The 20,830-nt window shown below is 21.8% G+C and carries 12 protein-coding genes; 3 read left to right on the top strand and 9 right to left on the bottom strand.

The window, feature by feature from the left end; all coding sequences use genetic code 11:
* Window positions 1-63: 63 nt before the first annotated feature.
* Both lon and dapE read left to right on the top strand, forming a co-directional pair.
* On the top strand, window positions 64-2,403 hold the full coding sequence (gene lon / locus GJT81_RS01150; protein WP_169785512.1) for an endopeptidase La: 2,340 nt from the start codon (window positions 64-66) through the stop codon (window positions 2,401-2,403).
* Between the two features lie 55 nt (window positions 2,404-2,458).
* A complete protein-coding gene (gene dapE, locus GJT81_RS01145; RefSeq protein ID WP_169785511.1) occupies window positions 2,459-3,640 on the top strand; it encodes a succinyl-diaminopimelate desuccinylase in 1,182 nt (393 codons plus the stop codon).
* A 102-nt stretch (window positions 3,641-3,742) separates the two neighbouring features.
* Here dapE and lpdA read toward each other — a convergent pair whose 3' ends face one another.
* From lpdA to GJT81_RS01100, 9 genes are all read right to left on the bottom strand, one after another.
* Window positions 3,743-5,155: a dihydrolipoyl dehydrogenase gene (gene lpdA / locus GJT81_RS01140; protein ID WP_169785510.1), complete on the bottom strand. Its 1,413-nt coding sequence runs from the start codon at window positions 5,153-5,155 to the stop codon at window positions 3,743-3,745.
* A 53-nt stretch (window positions 5,156-5,208) separates the two neighbouring features.
* Complete coding sequence (locus GJT81_RS01135; RefSeq protein ID WP_247645447.1) at window positions 5,209-6,702, bottom strand: 2-oxo acid dehydrogenase subunit E2; 1,494 nt, start codon at window positions 6,700-6,702, stop codon at window positions 5,209-5,211.
* Window positions 6,703-6,718: 16 nt separating this feature from the next.
* Window positions 6,719-9,379: a pyruvate dehydrogenase (acetyl-transferring), homodimeric type gene (aceE, locus tag GJT81_RS01130; RefSeq protein ID WP_169785509.1), complete on the bottom strand. Its 2,661-nt coding sequence runs from the start codon at window positions 9,377-9,379 to the stop codon at window positions 6,719-6,721.
* Window positions 9,380-9,711: 332 nt separating this feature from the next.
* Window positions 9,712-11,610, bottom strand: coding sequence for a DNA topoisomerase IV subunit B (parE, locus tag GJT81_RS01125; protein ID WP_169785508.1), 1,899 nt, complete (start codon window positions 11,608-11,610; stop codon window positions 9,712-9,714).
* Window positions 11,611-11,807: 197 nt separating this feature from the next.
* Window positions 11,808-11,909 carry a cytochrome bd-I oxidase subunit CydX gene (gene cydX / locus GJT81_RS01120; protein WP_425591448.1) on the bottom strand — a complete coding sequence of 34 codons (102 nt, stop codon included), beginning with the start codon at window positions 11,907-11,909 and terminating at the stop codon, window positions 11,808-11,810.
* 12 nt (window positions 11,910-11,921) lie between these two features.
* Window positions 11,922-13,061 carry a cytochrome d ubiquinol oxidase subunit II gene (gene cydB, locus GJT81_RS01115; protein ID WP_169785506.1) on the bottom strand — a complete coding sequence of 380 codons (1,140 nt, stop codon included), beginning with the start codon at window positions 13,059-13,061 and terminating at the stop codon, window positions 11,922-11,924.
* 52 nt (window positions 13,062-13,113) lie between these two features.
* Complete coding sequence (locus GJT81_RS01110; protein ID WP_169785505.1) at window positions 13,114-14,676, bottom strand: cytochrome ubiquinol oxidase subunit I; 1,563 nt, start codon at window positions 14,674-14,676, stop codon at window positions 13,114-13,116.
* A gap of 201 nt (window positions 14,677-14,877) precedes the next feature.
* The gene (odhB, locus tag GJT81_RS01105; RefSeq protein WP_169785504.1) at window positions 14,878-16,059 is read right to left on the bottom strand and encodes a 2-oxoglutarate dehydrogenase complex dihydrolipoyllysine-residue succinyltransferase; all 1,182 of its coding nucleotides are present in this window, start codon (window positions 16,057-16,059) and stop codon (window positions 14,878-14,880) included.
* Window positions 16,060-16,096: 37 nt separating this feature from the next.
* Entirely contained in the window at window positions 16,097-18,817 is a 2,721-nt protein-coding gene (locus GJT81_RS01100; RefSeq protein WP_169785503.1) for a 2-oxoglutarate dehydrogenase E1 component, read from the bottom strand.
* A 324-nt stretch (window positions 18,818-19,141) separates the two neighbouring features.
* On the opposite strand from GJT81_RS01100, the gene GJT81_RS01095 reads away from it, so the two are divergent.
* On the top strand, window positions 19,142-20,602 hold the full coding sequence (locus GJT81_RS01095; RefSeq protein ID WP_169785502.1) for an amino acid permease: 1,461 nt from the start codon (window positions 19,142-19,144) through the stop codon (window positions 20,600-20,602).
* Window positions 20,603-20,830 lie beyond the last annotated feature (228 nt).

The raw sequence follows: 20,830 nt of genomic DNA, 5'->3' as shown, positions 1-20,830 counted from the left end.
TAAATATTATTCAATGTTTTAAAATTAAATTGATATTTTTTATTAAAATAAAGAGAAATCTCTATGAATTCTGAACATTCAGAACGTATTGTAATACCTGTGTTGCCATTACGTGATGTTGTAGTATATCCTCATATGGTCATTCCTTTATTTATTGGTAGAGAAAAATCTATCCGATGTTTATCATCTGCTATGGATAATGATAAAAAAATTATGTTAGTTGCACAAAAAGATGCATCTAATGATGACCCGAGCATTGATGATTTATTTTCTGTTGGTACCATTACTTCTATTTTACAAATGTTAAAATTACCAGATGGTACTGTAAAAATATTAGTAGAAGGATTACAAAGAGCTCATATAATTACTCTTACTGATAATAGTAATTATTTTACTGCTAAAGCTGTTTATATCATTTCTCCAAATATTGAAGAAAAAGAACAAAAAATTTTAGTAAGAACAGCTATTAATCAATTTGAAAGTTATATTAAATTAAATAAAAAAATACCTCCAGAAGTATTAACATCATTAAATAATATAAATAATGCAGCAAAATTAGCAGATACTATTGCTTCACATATGCCTTTAAAATTAAAAGATAAACAATTAATTTTAGAAATGTCTAATATTAGTGAAAGATTAGAATATCTTATGGCTATTATGGAATCAGAAATTGATTTATTACAAGTTGAAAAAAAAATCCGTAATAGAGTAAAAAAACAAATGGAGAAAAGTCAAAGAGAATATTATTTAAATGAACAAATTAAAGCTATTCAAAAAGAATTAGGTGAAATGGATAATAATCTTGATGAAAATGAAATATTAAAAAAAAAAATAGAGTTAGCTAAAATGCCAAGTGAAGCCAAAGAAAAAGCTGATTCTGAATTACAAAAATTAAAAATGATGTCTCCAATGTCCGCAGAAGCAACAGTAGTTAGAGGTTATATAGAATGGTTAGTACAAATACCATGGAATACTAAAAGTAGATTAAAAAAAGATTTATCTAAAGCAAAGATGATGTTAGATGCTGATCATTTTGGATTAGAAAATGTAAAAGAACGTATTTTAGAATATTTAGCAGTACATAATAGATCAAATAAAATAAGAGGTCCTATTTTATGTTTAGTTGGTCCGCCTGGAGTAGGTAAAACATCATTAGGTAAATCTATTGCTAAAACTACCGGAAGAAAATTTATTAGAATGGCATTAGGTGGAATTCGTGATGAAGGTGAAATAAGAGGACACAGACGTACATATATAGGTTCTATGCCTGGTAAAATTATTCAAAAAATATCTAGAATTGGTGTTAAAAATCCTCTACTTTTATTAGATGAAATAGATAAAATATCGTATGATATGAGAGGTGATCCTGCTTCAGCACTATTAGAAGTATTAGATCCCGAACAAAACATTTCTTTTAATGATCATTATCTTGAGGTTGATTATGATTTGTCTGATGTTATGTTTGTAGCTACTTCTAATTCAGCTATTAATATCCCATCTCCATTATTAGATAGAATGGAAGTTATTAGATTATCTGGATATACTGAAGATGAAAAATTAAATATAGCGCAAAAATATTTATTACCAAAACAATTTCATAGAAATGCATTAAAGAAAAATGAATTAAAAATACATAATACAGCTATTATAGATATAATTAGATTTTATACTAGAGAGTCAGGAGTTCGTAGTTTAGAACGTGAATTATCTACTTTATGTAGAAAAGCAGTTAAAACTATTTTAATAGAAAAACATATTAAATCTATTATAATAGATAATTCAAATTTAAAAAAATATTTAGGAGTAAAAAGATTTGATTATGGTAAATCAGAAAATGAAAATCTTATTGGACAAGTAACAGGATTAGCATGGACAGAATCTGGAGGTGATTTATTAACTATTGAAACTGCTTGCATGGTCGGTAAAGGAAAATTAACATATACAGGTTCTTTAGGTGAAGTAATGCAAGAATCTATACAAGCAGCACTTACCGTAGTAAGATCAAGAGCACAAATGTTAGGTATAAATAATGAATTTTATAAAAAATTAGATATACATGTTCATGTACCAGAAGGAGCAACTCCTAAAGATGGACCTAGTGCTGGAATTGCAATATGTATAGCACTTATATCATGTTTAACTAATAATCCTGTAAAAGCTAATATAGCTATGACAGGAGAGATTACATTAAGAGGACAAGTTTTACCAATAGGTGGATTAAAAGAAAAATTATTAGCTGCCCATAGGGGAGGAGTACATACTGTTTTAATTCCTGAAAAAAATAAACGTAATTTAGAAGATATACCTAAAAATATTATTACAGATTTAAAGATTTTTCCTGTAAAAAAAATCGAAGAAGTATGGTTATTAGCTTTACAAAATAAAATTTGTTTAAAATGATAATTTTATTTTTAATAATAATTATTTAATTAATATAGTTTAAAATAATAAAAATATGTTAAATCAAATAGTAACATTAACAAAAAAATTAATTAATTGTCCTTCAATTAGTCCTTATGATGCAGGATGTCAAGATATTTTAATAAATTATTTAGATGAACTAAATTTTAGTATAGAAATTTTTAATATAAAAGATACTAAAAATTTTTGGGCATATTGTCATAATAATGCAAATATTAATATAGTTGATACATTAATTTTTGCAGGTCACACAGATGTTGTACCACCAGGAGATATAACAAAATGGAAATCTGATCCATTTCAAGCTATCATTAAAAATAATATATTATATGGTCGTGGTTCTATTGATATGAAAGGAGCTTTAGCTGCCATGATTATGGCAGCTAAAGAATTTTTTAATAAATATTCTAATTATTATAATGGTCGTTTAGCTTTTTTAATTACTTCTGATGAAGAAAGTACAGCAGCTAATGGAACTAAAAAAGTTATTAATAAATTAATAGATAGAAACGAAAAATTAGATTATTTTATAATAGGAGAACCAACAAGTAATAAAATATTAGGAGATAATATAAAAAACGGAAGAAGAGGTTCATTAAATATTGAATTAATTGTTAAAGGTATTCAAGGTCATGTTGCTTATCATAAATTGGCAAATAATCCTATTCATCAAATAGTTCCTGCTTTAAATGAATTATTATTAGTTCAATGGGATAAAGGAAATAAATTTTTTCCAAAAACTAGTATGCAAATTACACATATGTTATCATCAATTAAAAGTAATATTAATAATATAATTCCTAATAACATTTTATTAAAATTTAATTTTAGATTTAATAATGAAATTCATTATAAAAAAATTTTAGATATTTTTAATAAAATTATTCAAAAACATATTAAATATTTTAATATTAAATGGAATATTAGTGGATTACCTTTTTTAAGTTTACCCCAGACAAATAATTTAAATAAAAAAAATTTAATGAATATTGTGAAAAAAAATATTAAATTAATAAATAATATTTATCCGACAATTTTTAATGATGGTGGTACATCTGATGCACGTTTTATTATAAAAAGTAAGGCACAAATAATTGAATTAGGACTTATAAATTCTACTATTCATAAAATAAATGAATGTGTAAAAATTAACGATCTTTATTTACTAAGTAAAATTTATTATAAAATTATTAAAGATATTTTATTAAAAAATTAAAATTTATATACAAATATTAATGGAGAGTAATTAATATATTTAATTACTTCCCATTTTCATAAAGTATTAAAATAATCTTATTGATATAATTTTTTAAAAATATTATTTATTTAATATATCTGTTGCTAATCCTAAAAATATTTCTGTAGTTATTCCTATTGACTCATAAAATGTTGGATGAGCATGTATAGTCAATGATATATCTTCTGCATCACATCCCATTTCTATGGCTAAACTAATTTCTCCTAATAATTCTCCAGCATTATATCCAATAACTGAACCACCTATAATTTTATTAGTATTTTTATTAAAAATTAATTTTGTTAAACCATTTTCTGCATTAGAACATAATCCTCTACCTAAAGTATTCCATGGCAAAGATGAGACACCATAATTTATATTTTTTATTTTTGCATCTTTTTCTGTTATACCTACCCAACCTATTTCTGGATCAGTATATGCAATAGAAGGTATTACTTTTGGAATAAAAAAATGATTTTTACCAGAGATAATCTCTGCTACTAAATGACCTTCATGAATTCCTTTATGAGCTAACATAGGATAACCTATAACATCTCCAATAGCATATATATGAGAAATATTAGTTCTCATTTGATTATCAACTTCAATAAATCCATTATTATTAATTTTAATGTTAAATGAATTATTATTAATAATATTTGAGTTTGGTTTTCTTCCTATAGCTGTTAAAATAATATCATATTTTTTAGAAAAAATAGATTTATTATTGTCATCAGTCATATAAACTTGTAATAAATTTTTTTTATTATCTATAGATACAACTTTTGTATTTAACATAATATTAAATTTATTTTTTATATTATTATTATAAATCTGCATAATATCATTATCAACTGATGGTAATATTTCATTAGACATTTCAATAATATTAATTTCAGTACCTAAAGAATGATAAATAGTTGCCATTTCTAAACCAATAATACCTCCTCCTAAAATTAATATTTTTTTAGGAATTTGTTTTAATAATAAAGCATCTGTAGAAGTCCATATTCGATTATCATTATAAGGAATAAATGGTAATTTTATAGGTTTAGATCCTGTAGCAATAATAGCATGTTTAAATTCTATTTGATAATGATCATTATCATTTTTTACATCAAGAATATTTGGTGTTTTAAATTTACCAATTCCATTAATAATATTTATTTTTCTGGAACGTGCAAGAAAATTTAATCCATTAGATAATTTTTTTATTATTTGATCTTTCCATAAAATAATTTTTTCTATATTTACATTAGGAACATTATTTAATATACCTTTACTAAAAAAATTATTATTTTCTTTTATTAATTTTGCTATATGTAGTAATGTTTTAGAAGGTATACATCCTACATTTAAACATACACCTCCTAAACTTAGGTAATTTTCTACTATTATAGTTTTCATACCTAAATCACTACAACGAAATGCAGCAGAATATCCTGAAGGTCCTCCTCCTATTACAACTACTGAAGTTTTAATTTTTATACTCATAATTATCTCTATAATTAATTACTAATAAATTTACTATTTTATTGTACTTTTTACTACATTAATAAATTTCTAATATCTGATATTAAATCACAAATATAATTTAAAAAAATAATAGCTTCAACACCATTTATAACTCTATGATCATATGATAAAGATAATGGTAATAAAAGATGAGGAATAAATTTTTTCCCATTCCAAAAAGGTTTAATATTAGCTTGAGAAATTCCTAAAATCGCTATTTCAGGTGAATTAATTATAGGAGTAAAAAAACTACCAGTTTTATTACCTAAATTAGATAATGTAAAACATCCACCTTGCATATCACTAGGAATTAATTTTCCTGATTTAGCTTTATTAGATAATAAAACTAATTCTCTAGATATATCAATAATATTTTTATTCATTAAGTCAAATATAACAGGTACTAATAATCCTTTATCAGTGTTTATAGCTATACCTATATTATAATATTTTTTTAAAATTATTTTTTTATTATCTAATAAAGAGGAATTAAATATAGGATATTTTTTTAAAGCATTTGCACATATTTTAATTAAAAAACTTAATAATGTAATTTTAATATTTTTATTTTTTTTATTTAATTCATTATTTTTTTGAATACGAAATGATTCTAGTACAGTTATATCTGCTTCAATATGCTGAGTAACATGAGGAATATTTTTCCAATTTTTAGTTAGATTTTTAGCTGACATTTTTTGAATTTGATTCATTTCTTTTTGTTCTATTTTACCAAATTTTTGAAAGAAATCAGAAGTAAATGAAAGAGAAATATTGCTTATGTTTTTTTGATTATTATTTATTGAAATATATTTTAATAAATCTTCTTTTAAAATTCTTTTTTTATTACCACTACCAATTACATTTAGTAAATTAATATTTAATTTTCTTGCTATTTTTCTTACAGAAGGTGAAGCATGTATACTGTTATTTGTAATAATATTATTTATATTTAATAGAGAATTTACATTTATATTATCTTTTTTTATATTTTCTGATGCAATAGTAGATATTAACATGATATTATCACCAGATTTAACATCATCACCTATTTTAATTATTATTTTTTTTATAAAGCCATCGTATAATGAAATTATATTAAAATTATTTTTATTATTTTCTAATGTTACTAATGGATTATTTTTATAAACTTTATCTCCTTTTTTTACAAAAATTTTAATTATTTTCATAGACCCATCATAATCAATATTAGGTACAATTATTTTATTTATTAAATAAATATCAGAAATTTTGTCTTTAACGTCATCAGAAATAATATTAGTATAATTATTTATTGTTGAAATATTATTATTTAATTCTAAGATTATAGAACCAGTATGTACTATATCTCCAATTGATACTTTTATATTTGTTATAATACCATTTTCTGTAGAAGGTATTTCCATAGAAGTTTTTTCTCCTTCTATAACAATAATAGAGTCTTCTTTATGTATTTTATCTCCTTTTTTTACTAGAATATCAGTAACCTTCATTTCTTCAATTCCTATGTCTGGTAATTTTATTTTCATATTAATGTTTTCCTTTTTATGATATTCTAGGATTATTCTTATTAACGTTAATATTATATTTTTTAATGAAATTTAGAACTAATTTTTTATTAATTAAATTTAATTCAACTAACATATTTAATGTTGCTAAAACAATATATAATTTATTAATTTCAAAAAAATCACGTAAATTTTTACGACTATCAGAACGACCAAATCCATCTGTTCCTAAAACAATATAATTATTTGATGGTATATATTTACGAACTTGTTCTGCAAAAAGTTTCATGTAATCAGTAGCAGCAACTGTTGGTTCATTATTCATAATACTTGTAATATATGGTACACGATTTTTTTCTGATGGATGCAACATATTCCATCTATCACAATCTTGACCATCTCTAGCTAATTCTGTAAAAGAAGTTACACTAAAAATATTAGATCCTATATTATATTCGTTATATAATATTTCTCCAGCTTTAATAATATGGCGTAATATTGACCCTGATCCTAATAATTGAACTGTTATGTATCCTTTTATTGTTTTTAATTTATAAATTCCTTTACAAACACCATATTCAATATTAGAATTAAGAATCAATTCAGGCATATAATAATTTTCGTTTGTAGTAGTTATATAATAATATATATTTTCTTGTTTTTCACCATACATTCTTTGTAATCCACTATGTATAATTATAGCTATTTCATAAGCATATGCAGGATCATACGAAATACAATTAGGAATTGTTAAGGAATAAATATGACTATGTCCATCTTCATGTTGTAATCCTTCACCATTTAATGTAGTTCTACCAGAAGTTGCTCCTATTAAAAAACCTCTAGCTTGCTGATCTCCTGCAGCCCAACAAAAATCACCTATTCTTTGAAAACCAAACATAGAATAATAGATATAAAAAGGTATCATAGGAAAATTATTAGTAGAATAAGATGTAGCCGCTGCTAACCAAGAAGCAAATGCTCCTGATTCATTTATACCTTCTTGTAAAATTTGTCCTTTTTTATCTTCTTTATAATAAGCTAATAATTCTATATCTTGAGGAATATAATTTAAACCATTAGAATTGTAAATTCCTATTTGCCTAAATAAACCTTCCATACCAAATGTACGTGCTTCATCAGCAATAATAGGTACTATTCTATTTTTAATAGAATTATTTCTTAGCATAATATTTAATATTCTTATAAAAACTATAGTAGTAGATATTTTTTGTTCTTGTTTTTTGAATAAAAAACTAAAATCAGATAAAGATGGTAATTTTAATTTTTCACTAAAATTTCTTCTTCTAGAAGGAAGATATCCTCCTAATTTTTTTCTTTGATGATGAATATATTGATATTCTTTAGAATCTTTTTCAAAAGAAAGGTAAGGTAAAAAATGTAAATCTACATCATTAATTGGTATATTTAAACGATTTCTAATATATTTAATTGTGTTAAAATCTATTTTTTTTATTTGATGTGCTATATTTTTACTTTCTGCTATATTACCAAGACCATATCCTTTAATCGTATGTATTAATATTATTATAGGTTTATTTTTAATGTGATATGCTTTTTTAAACGCAGCATAAATTTTTTTAGAATCATGTCCACCATAATTTAATTGTTCTATCTCTGTATCAGTCATATCTTTTACAAGATCTAATGTTTGTTTATATTTTCCAAAAAAATTTTTTCTTATATAATCACCTTTTTTAGATTTAAAATTTTGGTAATCTCCATCAATAGTTTCATTCATTAATTGAATTAGTTTTCCAGTCTTATCTTTTTTAAATAATAAATCCCAATTATGACCCCAAATAACTTTTATTACTTCCCATCCAGCACCATAGAAAATATTTTCTAATTCGTTGATAATTTTACCATTACCATAGACTGGACCGTCTAAACGTTGCAAATTACAATTTACAACAAAAATTAAATTATCTAACTTTTCACGAACTGCTATATTAATAGCACCTTTAGATTCAGGTTCATCCATTTCACCATCACCTATAAACGCATAAATTTTTTGTTTAGATGTATTTTTTAATTTTCTATTTTCAAGATATTTTAAAAATTTTGCTTGATATATTGCTGCTATAGGACCTAATCCCATAGATACGGTAGGAAATTGCCAAAAATTAGGCATTAATTTAGGATGTGGATATGAGGAAAGACCTTCACCTAATGTTTCTTGACGAAAATTATTAAGATTATTTGTATTTAATCTACCTTCAATAAAAGCTCTAGAATAAATTCCTGGAGAAATATGTCCTTGAAAATAAATTAAATCTCCACAACTATTTTTAGTTGATGCTCGAAAAAAATGATTAAAACAAACTTCATAAATATGTGCTGAAGATTGAAAAGATGAAATATGTCCTCCTAAATCTAAATCTTTTTTTGAAGCTTTTAACACCATCATAATTGCGTTCCAACGAACAAAAGATCTTATTTTTTTCTCTAAAAGAATATCTCCAGGATATATAGGTTCTTTTTTTGATGAAATAGTATTAATATAATTATTATTTTTTGTTTTTAACATTACTCCATATTTATTAGTATGTATTATTAATTTTTTTAATAAAAATTCAGCTCTTTCAATACCTTCTTCTTTTATAACAGATACTATGGATTGTATCCAATCATTAGTTTCAATTGGATCCACGTCATTATATAAATTATCTGACATGGTGTATTATTCCTTATTTTAATAAAATTATATAAATATATATTAAATCTTTTGGTAAAAGTATTAATAAATAATGTAAAAAGTTATATTTAATTAAATTAATCAAATAGTTATATAATTATAAAAATAAATTTTTTATGTAATTGTAAAAGTTTGTAATATAATTAATATATTCAATAACTATATATTAAGATAAAATATCTATTTTAAACTGAAATTAATATTTTGACATAGAAAATAATATTTTTTAAATAATTTAATTAGTTAATTAATCATTATATGATATATCAATATATATAATTTTTTATCAATTAATAAATATTTTTTCAAATCTATATATTAGAAATATCACCTTTTTTTTGTAACCATTTACGACGATCTTCAGCTCTTTTTTTAGAAAGTAACATATCCATAATAGATAATGATTTTTTTATTTCTGTATCAGTATTATTAATTATTAATTGCACTAATCTTCTACTAACAGGATTTAATGTTGTTTCTCGTAATTGAATAGGATTCATTTCACCTAATCCTTTAAATCTTTGAACATTAATATTATTTTTTTTATTTTTTAATTTATTTAAAATAGTAGTTTTTTCATTTTCATCTAAAGCATAAAATATTTCTTTACCTAAATCTATACGATATAAAGGAGGCATGGCAACATAAATATGTCCTTCTTTTACTAATGGAAAAAAATGACGAATAAATAAAGCACATAATAATGTAGCAATGTGTAATCCATCAGAATCAGCATCAGCTAAAATACAAATTTTATTATATCTTAATTTTTTAAGATCTTTATTATTAGGATAAATACCTATTGCAAGAGAAATATCATATATTTCTTGAGAAGATAAAATTTCTTCAGAATTAATTTCCCATGTATTTAAAATTTTTCCTTTTAAAGGCATTACTGCTTGATAATATTTATCTCGAGCTTGTTTAGCTGAACCTCCTGCAGAATCTCCTTCTACTAAAAAAAGTTCTGTATTTTTAGAGTTATGAATTATACAATCAGCTAATTTACCAGGTAATATAGAACTAATATTATTTTTTTTTTTAACTAGTTTTTTTGATTCTCTAATACGTTTTTGTGCATTAGAAATTACCATATTAGCTAAATGAGTAGCAATTTCAATATTTTGATTTAACCATAAAATAAAAGAATCTCTAATTATATTAGAAACAAATATTGTACATTGCCGTGAAGATAATCTTTCTTTAGTTTGTCCTGTGAATTGTGGATCTTGAATTTTTATAGACAATACATAAGAACAATGGATCCAAATATCTTCTCCTAATAATTTTACATTTCTAGGTAAAATATTATGAAAATGACAAAAGTTACGCATAGCATCTAATAAACCTAAACGCAACCCATTAACATGAGTTCCTCCATATGTTGTTGGAATCAAATTAACATAGCTTTCTGTAATAAAATGATGATTTTCTAAAACCCAAAATAAAGCCCAATTTATATGTTGTTTATCATTATAATATTCACCTTTAAATGGAATATTTGGTATAGTGTTAAAATTGTTTATAGAATTGATTAAATAATCAGATAAACCATCTTTATAATGCCAATGATAATTATCCTGTGTATTTTTATTTTTAAAAGATACTTGTAATCCGGGACATAACACAGCTTTAGCTTTTAATAAATTTATTAAACTAGAAACTAAAAATGTAGAATGATCAAAAAAACATTTATTAGGCCAAAATCTTATTTTTGTACCAGTATTTATTATTTTGGTATTATTTATTACTTGAAGGTCTTGAGTTTTATAACCGTTTTTAAAAATTATAGTATAAACTTTACCATGACGAAATATAGTAACTTTCATTTTTTTAGATAATGCATTAACTACAGAAATTCCAACTCCATGTAATCCTCCAGAAAAAGTATAATTTTTATTAGAAAATTTACTTCCTGAATGTAAACGACACAAAATTAGTTCAACAGCTGGAATTTTTTCTTGAGGATGTATATCAACAGGCATTCCTCTACCGTCATCAATAACTTCTAATGATTGGTCTTTATATAAAATTACTTCAATTTTTTTTGCATAACCAGATAATGCTTCATCTACACTATTATCTATAACTTCTTGACCTAAATGATTAGGTCTAGTAAGATCTGTATACATTCCTGGTCTACGTCTTACAGGATCTAATCCTTCTAATACTTCAATAGCATCAGCATTATATTTATTTGAATTATTCATTCTTTATTTTCAAAAAGTTGATTTAAATATATTATATATAAAAATATTATTATTTAACTAAATATTTAATTTATTATTACTAATAATAATTAGTATTAAATATATGTTTAAATAATAACATATTATTATATGTAAAAAAAACTATCTAAAAATAAATATTAATATTTTGTATAATTTTATTAAATATATATTATTTTTTATTTTTCTTTATATTCTATAGTAAGTGAAATTATGATACTAAAAAAACATGCTAATAAAACACCTACAAACCATGTAAAATACCACATATTAATCACCATTGTAATTATTATTTAATAATAATTATTTGTATTTTTTTTAATTTCTTCTTTAGTTATAAGAAAGAACATTTTTTTATAACACCAAATAGTATAACTTAAAACAATAGGTACAAAAATAATAGCTGCATATAACATTACACTTAATGTAAGTTTACTTGATGCTGCATTCCACATAGTAAGACTATGTGATGGTATAATACTAGAAGGTACAATAAAAGGAAACATTGTGATTCCTATAGTAAATACAACAAATGTTATAGTCAATGAAGAACAAATAAAAGTCATTATTTTATTTTTAAATTGTGAATATATTATTGTACCAATTGGTAATATTAAACATATTAATGGTATTATTAATAAATAATGATGTGTTTGAAAATTAGAAAACCAAGAACCATATGTATGTAAAATTTCTTTTTTATTTAAATCCATAATATTATTTATAATTAATAAATTAAATTTATATCCTTTAATGTAAAATATTGTATTTATAAAAGATAATATAAAAAAAATAATTAATATTATTGATGATATTTGCGTGATAATATAAGCTTTATAACTAATATATTTATCATTTATCCTCAATTGTAAATAAGTAGATGCTTGATTAATAAACATAGTAAGACTAGTTATACTAATTATTATACTAAATATATTAAATAAATTTAAAAAATTTAATGTAGAATGGATATAAAAATATTTATCAATATAAAAAGGAATACCTTTTAACAAATTTCCCATAGCTATTCCTATTATAAAAGGTGGAACAATACTTCCTATAGAAATTAATATATCACATATATTCTGCCATTTATTATTTTTTATTTTAGAACGATATTCAAAACCAACAGGACGTAAAAATAACGACAATAACATAATTATCATTACTATGTAAAAACTAGAAAAAAGTGTAGCATAAACAATAGGCCAAGCTGCAAATAATGCACCTCCTACTGTTATTAACCAAACTTGATTACCATCCCAGTGAGGAGCAATACTATTAATCATCATTCGTCTTTCAAGATTGTTTTTACCTATTATAAATAATAAAATCCCTACTCCCATATCTAAACCATCAGTAATAAGAAAACCAATAACTAATATTCCAATTAAAAACCACCAAATTATACATAAAATATTATAATCTAACATTTAAAATAACCTACTATAGTATATATTTTTATATAAATTATTTATATAAAAATTATAATTGATTAGAAAAAAATTTTTTTTCAAAATAATATCTTCCAGTATTTAAATTACTAGGTCCAATACGAGAAATTTTAAACATTAAATATAACTCAATTAATAATAATATTGTATAAAAAATAAGAATTATAATTATAGAAAATAAAACATCTATCATTTTAATTGATGACCCAGCCATAAATGTAGGTAATATTTCACCTATTGCCCACGGTTGTCTACCATATTCTGAAACAAACCATCCTGACTCAGATGCAATCCAAGGTAATGGAATTATATATAAACAAAATTTTAATAAATATTTTTTATTTACTAATTTATTATTTAATATATTAATAAATACTAAAATAATAGTGATTAACAAAATAATGCTAGAAGCAACCATAATTCTAAAAGCAAAAAACAGAGGTGCTACTAATGGAATAGTATTTGTAGCTATTTTTTTAATTTGACTTATATTTATATGATTTATATCATTAGTATATTGTTTAACTAAAAAACCATATCCTAAATCTCTTTTAATTTGATTAAAATAATTTATATTACTATCATTAGCTGTACCATTTTGTATTTTTTCGAGAATAATTAATGCTTTTAAACCATTATGAATTTTTAATTCATGATTTTTAATTAAATCTTTAATCCCCAAAATAGGAGTATTCATAGATCTAGTAGCTATTAAACCTAATACATAAGGAATTTCTATAGAATATTTATTCAATTGATGTTTCTGATTAGGAAAACCTATAATTGTAAATGATGCTGGTGGTTTTTGTGTTTCCCATTCTGCTTCAATAGCTGCAAGTTTGGTTTTTTGTACTTCTCCCATTTGATATCCTGATTCATCACCAAGAACTATAACAGAAAAAATAGAAGCTAAACCAAAACTAGAAGCAATAATTATTGATTTTTTTGCAAATATAATATCTCTTTTTTTTAAAAGATAATAAGCACTAATACCTATTATAAATATTGCTCCAGTTGTATATCCAGCTGAAACAGTATGTACAAATTTTACTTGAGCTACAGGATTAAAAATTAAATTCCAAAAATTATCCATTTCCATTCTCATATTTTTATAATTAAAATGAGAAGCTATTGGATTTTGCATCCATGCATTAGCTATAAGAATCCATAAAGCAGAAAAATTAGAACCAATTGCTACTAACCAAGTGACAACCATATGTTGAATTTTGTTTAAATGATGCCATCCTAAAAAAAATAAACCAACAAAAGTTGATTCTAAAAAAAAAGCCATTAATCCTTCAATTGCTAATGGAGCTCCAAAAATATCTCCTACATAATGAGAATAATACGACCAATTTGTTCCGAATTGGAATTCCATTGTTAATCCAGTAGCTACTCCTAAAGCAAAATTTATACCAAATAATTTTCCCCAAAATTGTGTCATGTCTTTATATATTATATTTCCAGATAAAACATATAATGTTTCCATAATAGCTAATAAAAAAGACATACCTAATGTTAAAGGAACAAATATAAAATGATACATTGCTGTTAATGCAAATTGTAATCTTGATAATTCAATAACATTTAACATTATTAATCCTTAACTACTAATCTGATTTATATAATAAAATTATTTATGTAGAATACGATATAATTGTATAATAATATATATTATCTTAAATTAAATTTAAAATCATATTTAATAATAAAAATTATAATAATTTTTATTTAATATAATTATATATATTTATATAATATTAAAATTAAATTTTTAATTACAAATGTGATTAATTTAAATATTTAATAATAAACGTAATGGATCTTCTAATAATTGTTTTATTAAAAACAAAAATTTTATTGAATCTTTTCCATCTATTAAACGATGATCGTATGATAATGCTAAATACATTATTGGTACAATACTGATTTTATTATTTAATACAAATGGTCGATTATTAATCGCATGTATTCCTAATATAGCACTTTGAGGAGGATTTATAATAGGTGTAGACATAAGAGAACCAAAAATTCCTCCATTAGTAATTGTAAAATTACCACTAGATAAATCATCAACAGATAATTTATTTGTGTTTCCTTTAATAACTAATTTTTTTATTTTTTTTTCAATTTCAACTAAAGATAAATTGTTGGTGTTTTTTATAACAGGAGCTAATAAACCTCTTTCTGTAGATAATGCAATATTAATATTATATATATCATTATAAATGATATCTTCTCCATCTATAAAAGCATTAAGTTTAGGAAAATATTTAAGTGCTTGAGAAACAGCTTTTACATGAAAAGAGGTCAAACCTAGTTTAATTTCATATTTTTTTTTAAAAAGTTCACTATATTTATGTTTTATATTAATAATTTCTTGCATATTAACTTCATTAAAAGTAGTTAACATAACAGAATTATTTTTTGATTCCATTAATCTTTTAGCAATATGTTTTCTAATTGGTGTCATTTTAACACGTTTATAATTATTAATTAATAAGTTATTTTTTTCTTTTTTATGAAAATTTTTTATTTTATTTATATTTAAATTATTAAAATTATTTATTTGTTCTATAGTAATATTATTTGTTTTAATTTTTTTACGAATAGATGGACTAAAATCATTAATTTTTTTATCTGTAAAATTATTTTGTTTAAAATTATTTAATTGTTTTTTAAATTTTTTATTTTCATTATTTGTTGTATTTAATATAATATTTTTATCTAAATCTTTTTTTAAATTTATTGTTCCTATAATTTGTTGAGATTCTACTATATTACCAGTATCCACTAAAATACTGTTTAAAATACCATTTGCAGTAGCAGGTATTTCTAATACTACCTTATCAGTTTCTAACTCTACAAGAATATCATCAAGATATATTTTGTCTCCGGGTTTTTTATGCCACTGAACTATAATAGCATTATTAACTGATTCTGGTAATTCTGGAACAATAATATTAATAATATTCATATATTACATTTTCCTAATTTTTTTAAAATTTTATTTATCATAAAATTTTATTAGTATTAAATGCTGAGTATAATATTTGTTGTTGTTCTTGTTTATGAATAGATAAGTAACCTGTAGCTGGCGAAGAAGATTCAGTTCTACCTATATATTTAATTTTACAAAAAAAATTTTTTTGAAAATTATACTGAATATAGTTCCAAGCTCCTTGATTTTTAGGTTCTTCTTGACACCAAATAAAACTATTGATTGTTTTATATTTTTTAAAAATTTTACTTAAATTATTTAATGGTAATGGATATAATTGTTCAATTCTAATAATGAATATATTATTGTTTTTTATATTATTTTTATAGTTTAATAAATCATAATATATTTTTCCTGAACAAAAAATAATACGTTGAATATTTAAGATATCAATATCAATGTTGTTTTCATCTATAACAGAAAAAAATTTTTTATTTATTAAATCATTTAGAGTAGATTTAGCCAAATTATATCTTAAAAGAGATTTTGGAGAAATAATAATAAGTGGTTTTTTATTTATATTGAATGCTTGTTTACATAATAAATGATATATTTGTGATGAATTAGTTGGTATACAAATTTTTATATTATTTTCTGCACTTAATTGTAAATATCTTTCTATTCTAGCAGAAGAATGTTCAGGACCTTGACCATCATAACCATGAGGTAACATAAGAATTAAATTAGATTTATAATTCCATTTTTTTTCTCCTGAACTTATGAATTGATCTATAATAATTTGAGCTCCATTAGCAAAATCTCCAAATTGACTTTCCCAAATTGTTAATATATTTGAGTAATTCATAGAATAACCATATTCAAATCCTAAAACAGCTTCTTCTGATAAAACAGAATTGTAAATATAAAATATTCCTTGATTTAATTTAATATTTTTTAAAGGACAATAAGCACTCCCATTCAATTGATCATATATAACAGCATGTCTATGTGAAAAAGTACCTCTTTTTACATCTTGTCCAGTTAAACGACATGAAATACCATGATTTAAAATATGAGCATAGGCTAAATTTTCTGCTGTTCCCCAATCAATTTTTTTTATATTTACTATATTCATTCTCTCAGAAAAAATTTTTACTACTCTAGGATGAGCATTAAAATTTTTAGGAATAGTACTAATTTTAATAATTAAATTTTTTAGATAATCTTCATTAGTAATCTTTTGACTAATTAATTTATGATTATGTTTTTTAATTAAAAAAGTTTTTGTTAGATAATCACCATTATTAAGTAAATTATAATATTTTTTTTCTAAATCTAAATAATATTGTTTATTTATTATTTTATCTCTAATTAATTTAGAAGAATATAATTCTTGAATTGTTGGATGGTTTTTTATTATATTATACATAATTGGTTGTGTAATATAAGGATCATCAGATTCATTATGTCCATATCTTCTATAAGAAACTAAATCTATAAAAACATCTCGATTGAATTTATTTCTAAAATCAATAGCTACACGTAATACAAAAATTACATCTTCTATATTATCAGCATTTACATGAAAAATAGGAGACTGAATCATTTTTGCTATATCACTACAATAATAACTAGATCTAGAATCTTTAATATTTGAAGTTGTAAATCCTATTTGATTATTAATAATAATATGAATAGTTCCATTAATATTATATCCTCTTGTATTAGACATATTTAAAATTTCTTGTATAACTCCTTGTCCTACAATAGAAGAATCACCATGTATATTGATAGGTAATATTTTTTTATTTTGTTTTTTTTCTTTTGATAAATCATTTTTTGCTCTAGTTATACCCATAATAACAGAATTAATGATTTCTAAATGTGATGGATTAAAAGCTAATTTTAATTTAATAATTTTATTATTTATATTTATATTACAATTGTATCCCAAATGATATTTTACATCATCTGAATGATATTTATTTGTAATAATATTATTAAATTCATTTATAATATCTTCGGCTTTTTTACCCATAATATTTATTAAAACATTTAGTCTACCTCTATGAGCCATACTTAATATTATTTCTGTTATATTATATTTATTATTACTAGAATAACGTATTACTTCTTTCAGTATTGGAATTAAAACATCACATCCTTCTAGAGAAAATCTTTTTCCTCCTGGAAATTTTTTACTTATAAATTTTTCAAATATTAATGAAGACATTAGTTCTTCTAAAAATACTTTTTTTTCATTATTAGAAAAATTTTTTTTTATTATTTCAATTTTATTTTGAATCCAAATTTTTTCATTTTCATATATATGCATATATTCTATTCCAATAGAATTACAATATATATTTTTAAAAAAATGATAAATATTGGTTATTGAAATTTTTTCTAGAAAAGGATTTATTTTAAATTTTTTATTTAAATTTTTTTTAGAAAAACCACAGTTTTCTAAATTAAAAATATGACTTAATTTTTTTTTCTTTATTTTTAAAGGATCTATATTAGAATAATAATGACCTAAAATTCTGAAATTATTAATTAATTGATTTATTTTTTCTATTAAATACAAATTTTGAATATAATTATTATTAATGTTTTTTTTATTAAAATAATCTGTAAAATTACTATTTGTGTTATTTATAAATATTTGAAAAAAATTTTTCCATGATTCATCTATAGAATAAGGATCTATTAAAAATTTTTGATATAATTTTTCTATATAAAAAATATTTATATCTAAAAAATTTATTTTAGAACTCATATCATAATTATTCATTTAATATTCCAAAAATATATTTTATAAAAACTTATTTATTAAAAATAATTTAATATATAATATACTATTAATTATTGATATTAATGTACATATAATATTCTAAAAAATATTATTTAAAAATATTTTTAATATATTTTAAAAATTTTTAGATATATATAAATATAATTATGTATAATTTATGATATTTAATAAAATTATAAATTTTTATAAATTTATAATATCATAAATAATTATTTAAATTTTTTAGATTAACAAAAATCTAATATTTTATTATTTGACATTTTCCAGTTAATTATAAATACAAAATTAAATTAGGAATGAATAATGATAAAAAATCAAAAGGATATTAAAACTAAAACAGATACTGATAGGAATAATTCAACTAATAAAAGTACTAAATATAATCAAGTAATGACTAATCGTCATGTACAAATGATTGCAATTGGTGGTGCTATTGGTTCTGGTTTATTTTTAGGAACAGGTTCTAGATTGCATAGTATGGGAATAGGATTAATTGTTATGTATTTAATATGCGGTTTATTTTGTTTTTTTATTATGCGAGCATTAGGAGAATTATTATTATATAGACCTTCTAGTGGAAGTTTTGTTTCTTATTCTTCAGAATTTTTAGGTAATAAAGCAGCATATGTATGCGGTTGGATGTATTTTATTAATTGGATAATCACTGGTATTATTGATATAACAGCAATAACAATTTATATGTATTATTGGAATAAATTACATTTTATACCTCAATGGTCAATAGGTTTAATTACAGTAGTAATCATTGGAATTATTAATATTATAGGAGTTAAATGGTTTGCAGAAATAGAATTTTGTTTTTCTATGATAAAAGTTATAGCTATTATAACTTTTCTTATAATTGGTACAATAATATTTTGTAGTCAATATTATTCTCATAATAATGTTATTATCCATAATGGATATTATTTTGTTTTACATGGACATAATCAAATTTTTCCTAATGGTTTTTTTACATCAATATCTTTAACTCAAGGTGTAATATTTTCTTTTGCATCTATAGAATTAATTGGTACAGCTTCAGAAGAATGTAAAAATCCTAAAAAAATAATACCTAAAGCTATTAATAGTATTATTTTTAGAATTATTATTTTTTATGTAGGATCAATATTATTATTAATTTTATTAATGCCATGGAATGAATATAAAGCTTATGAAAGTCCTTTTATTACATATTTTAATAAGACAGGATTTAAATATATAGCTGGAATAATGAATTTTGTTGTTTTAAGTGCAGCTTTTTCAAGCTTAAATGCAGGATTATATTCTACAAGTAGAATTTTAAGATCTTTAGCAATTAGAAGATGTGCACCCAAAATATTAACTAAAATGAACAAAAATAAAATTCCTTATGTTGGAATAATTATAACACTTATATTTTATATGATAGGTGTATATTTAAATTATATATTTTCTTATAAAATATTAGAGATTATGATTAGTATTTCTTCTTTAGGTATTATTTCTGCATGGACTTTTATTATTCTTTGTCAAATGAAATTAAGAAAAGCTATTAATTTAGGAAAAATTAAAAAAGTTAATTTTAAAATGCCTGGAGCACCTTTTACTTCGTGGTTAACTTTATGTTTTCTTATGTTTGTAACAATTTCAATGTTTTTTACATATCCTAACTGTATATATTTAATAATTTGTATACTTATATTAACAATAATATTATGTATAGGATGGTTAAAAGTTAAAAAAAATGTAAAAAAATATGAAAAAAATAAAAAAAGAACATGATTATTATTTCATAATCATTTAATAAAATTTTAAAAAATTAACATAGGTTAAATTTAATTAATTTTTCCTATGTTAATTCAAATTAAATATTTATTTAATTTTATTAAAATTAGATTAAATCATTTTTTTAAAACTTTTAAAATATTTTATTATATTATGATAAGTAATCAAAGATACTATTAAATTATATAATAAAATATTATTTATTATAAAATAATAAAATATTTT

The organism is Enterobacteriaceae endosymbiont of Plateumaris consimilis (genome assembly GCF_012563145.1).
GTDB lineage: Bacteria > Pseudomonadota > Gammaproteobacteria > Enterobacterales > Enterobacteriaceae.
The sequence above is the reverse complement of the archived record's forward strand: the minus strand, read 5'-3'. Positions and strand labels throughout refer to the sequence as shown.

Bases quoted from the DNA above. Each gene is read 5' to 3' on its own strand.
- lon (WP_169785512.1), top strand. From the start codon at position 64: ATGAATTCTGAACATTCAGAACGTATTGTAATACCTGTGTTGCCATTA.
- GJT81_RS01095 (WP_169785502.1), top strand. From the start codon at position 19,142: ATGATAAAAAATCAAAAGGATATTAAAACTAAAACAGATACTGATAGG.
- parE (WP_169785508.1), bottom strand. From the start codon at position 11,610: ATGAATAATTCAAATAAATATAATGCTGATGCTATTGAAGTATTAGAA.
- GJT81_RS01100 (WP_169785503.1), bottom strand. From the start codon at position 18,817: ATGAATAATTATGATATGAGTTCTAAAATAAATTTTTTAGATATAAAT.
- aceE (WP_169785509.1), bottom strand. From the start codon at position 9,379: ATGTCAGATAATTTATATAATGACGTGGATCCAATTGAAACTAATGAT.
- lpdA (WP_169785510.1), bottom strand. From the start codon at position 5,155: ATGAGTATAAAAATTAAAACTTCAGTAGTTGTAATAGGAGGAGGACCT.
- cydX (WP_425591448.1), bottom strand. From the start codon at position 11,909: ATGGTGATTAATATGTGGTATTTTACATGGTTTGTAGGTGTTTTATTA.
- odhB (WP_169785504.1), bottom strand. From the start codon at position 16,059: ATGAATATTATTAATATTATTGTTCCAGAATTACCAGAATCAGTTAAT.
- dapE (WP_169785511.1), top strand. From the start codon at position 2,459: ATGTTAAATCAAATAGTAACATTAACAAAAAAATTAATTAATTGTCCT.
- cydB (WP_169785506.1), bottom strand. From the start codon at position 13,061: ATGTTAGATTATAATATTTTATGTATAATTTGGTGGTTTTTAATTGGA.
- GJT81_RS01110 (WP_169785505.1), bottom strand. From the start codon at position 14,676: ATGTTAAATGTTATTGAATTATCAAGATTACAATTTGCATTAACAGCA.
- GJT81_RS01135 (WP_247645447.1), bottom strand. From the start codon at position 6,702: ATGAAAATAAAATTACCAGACATAGGAATTGAAGAAATGAAGGTTACT.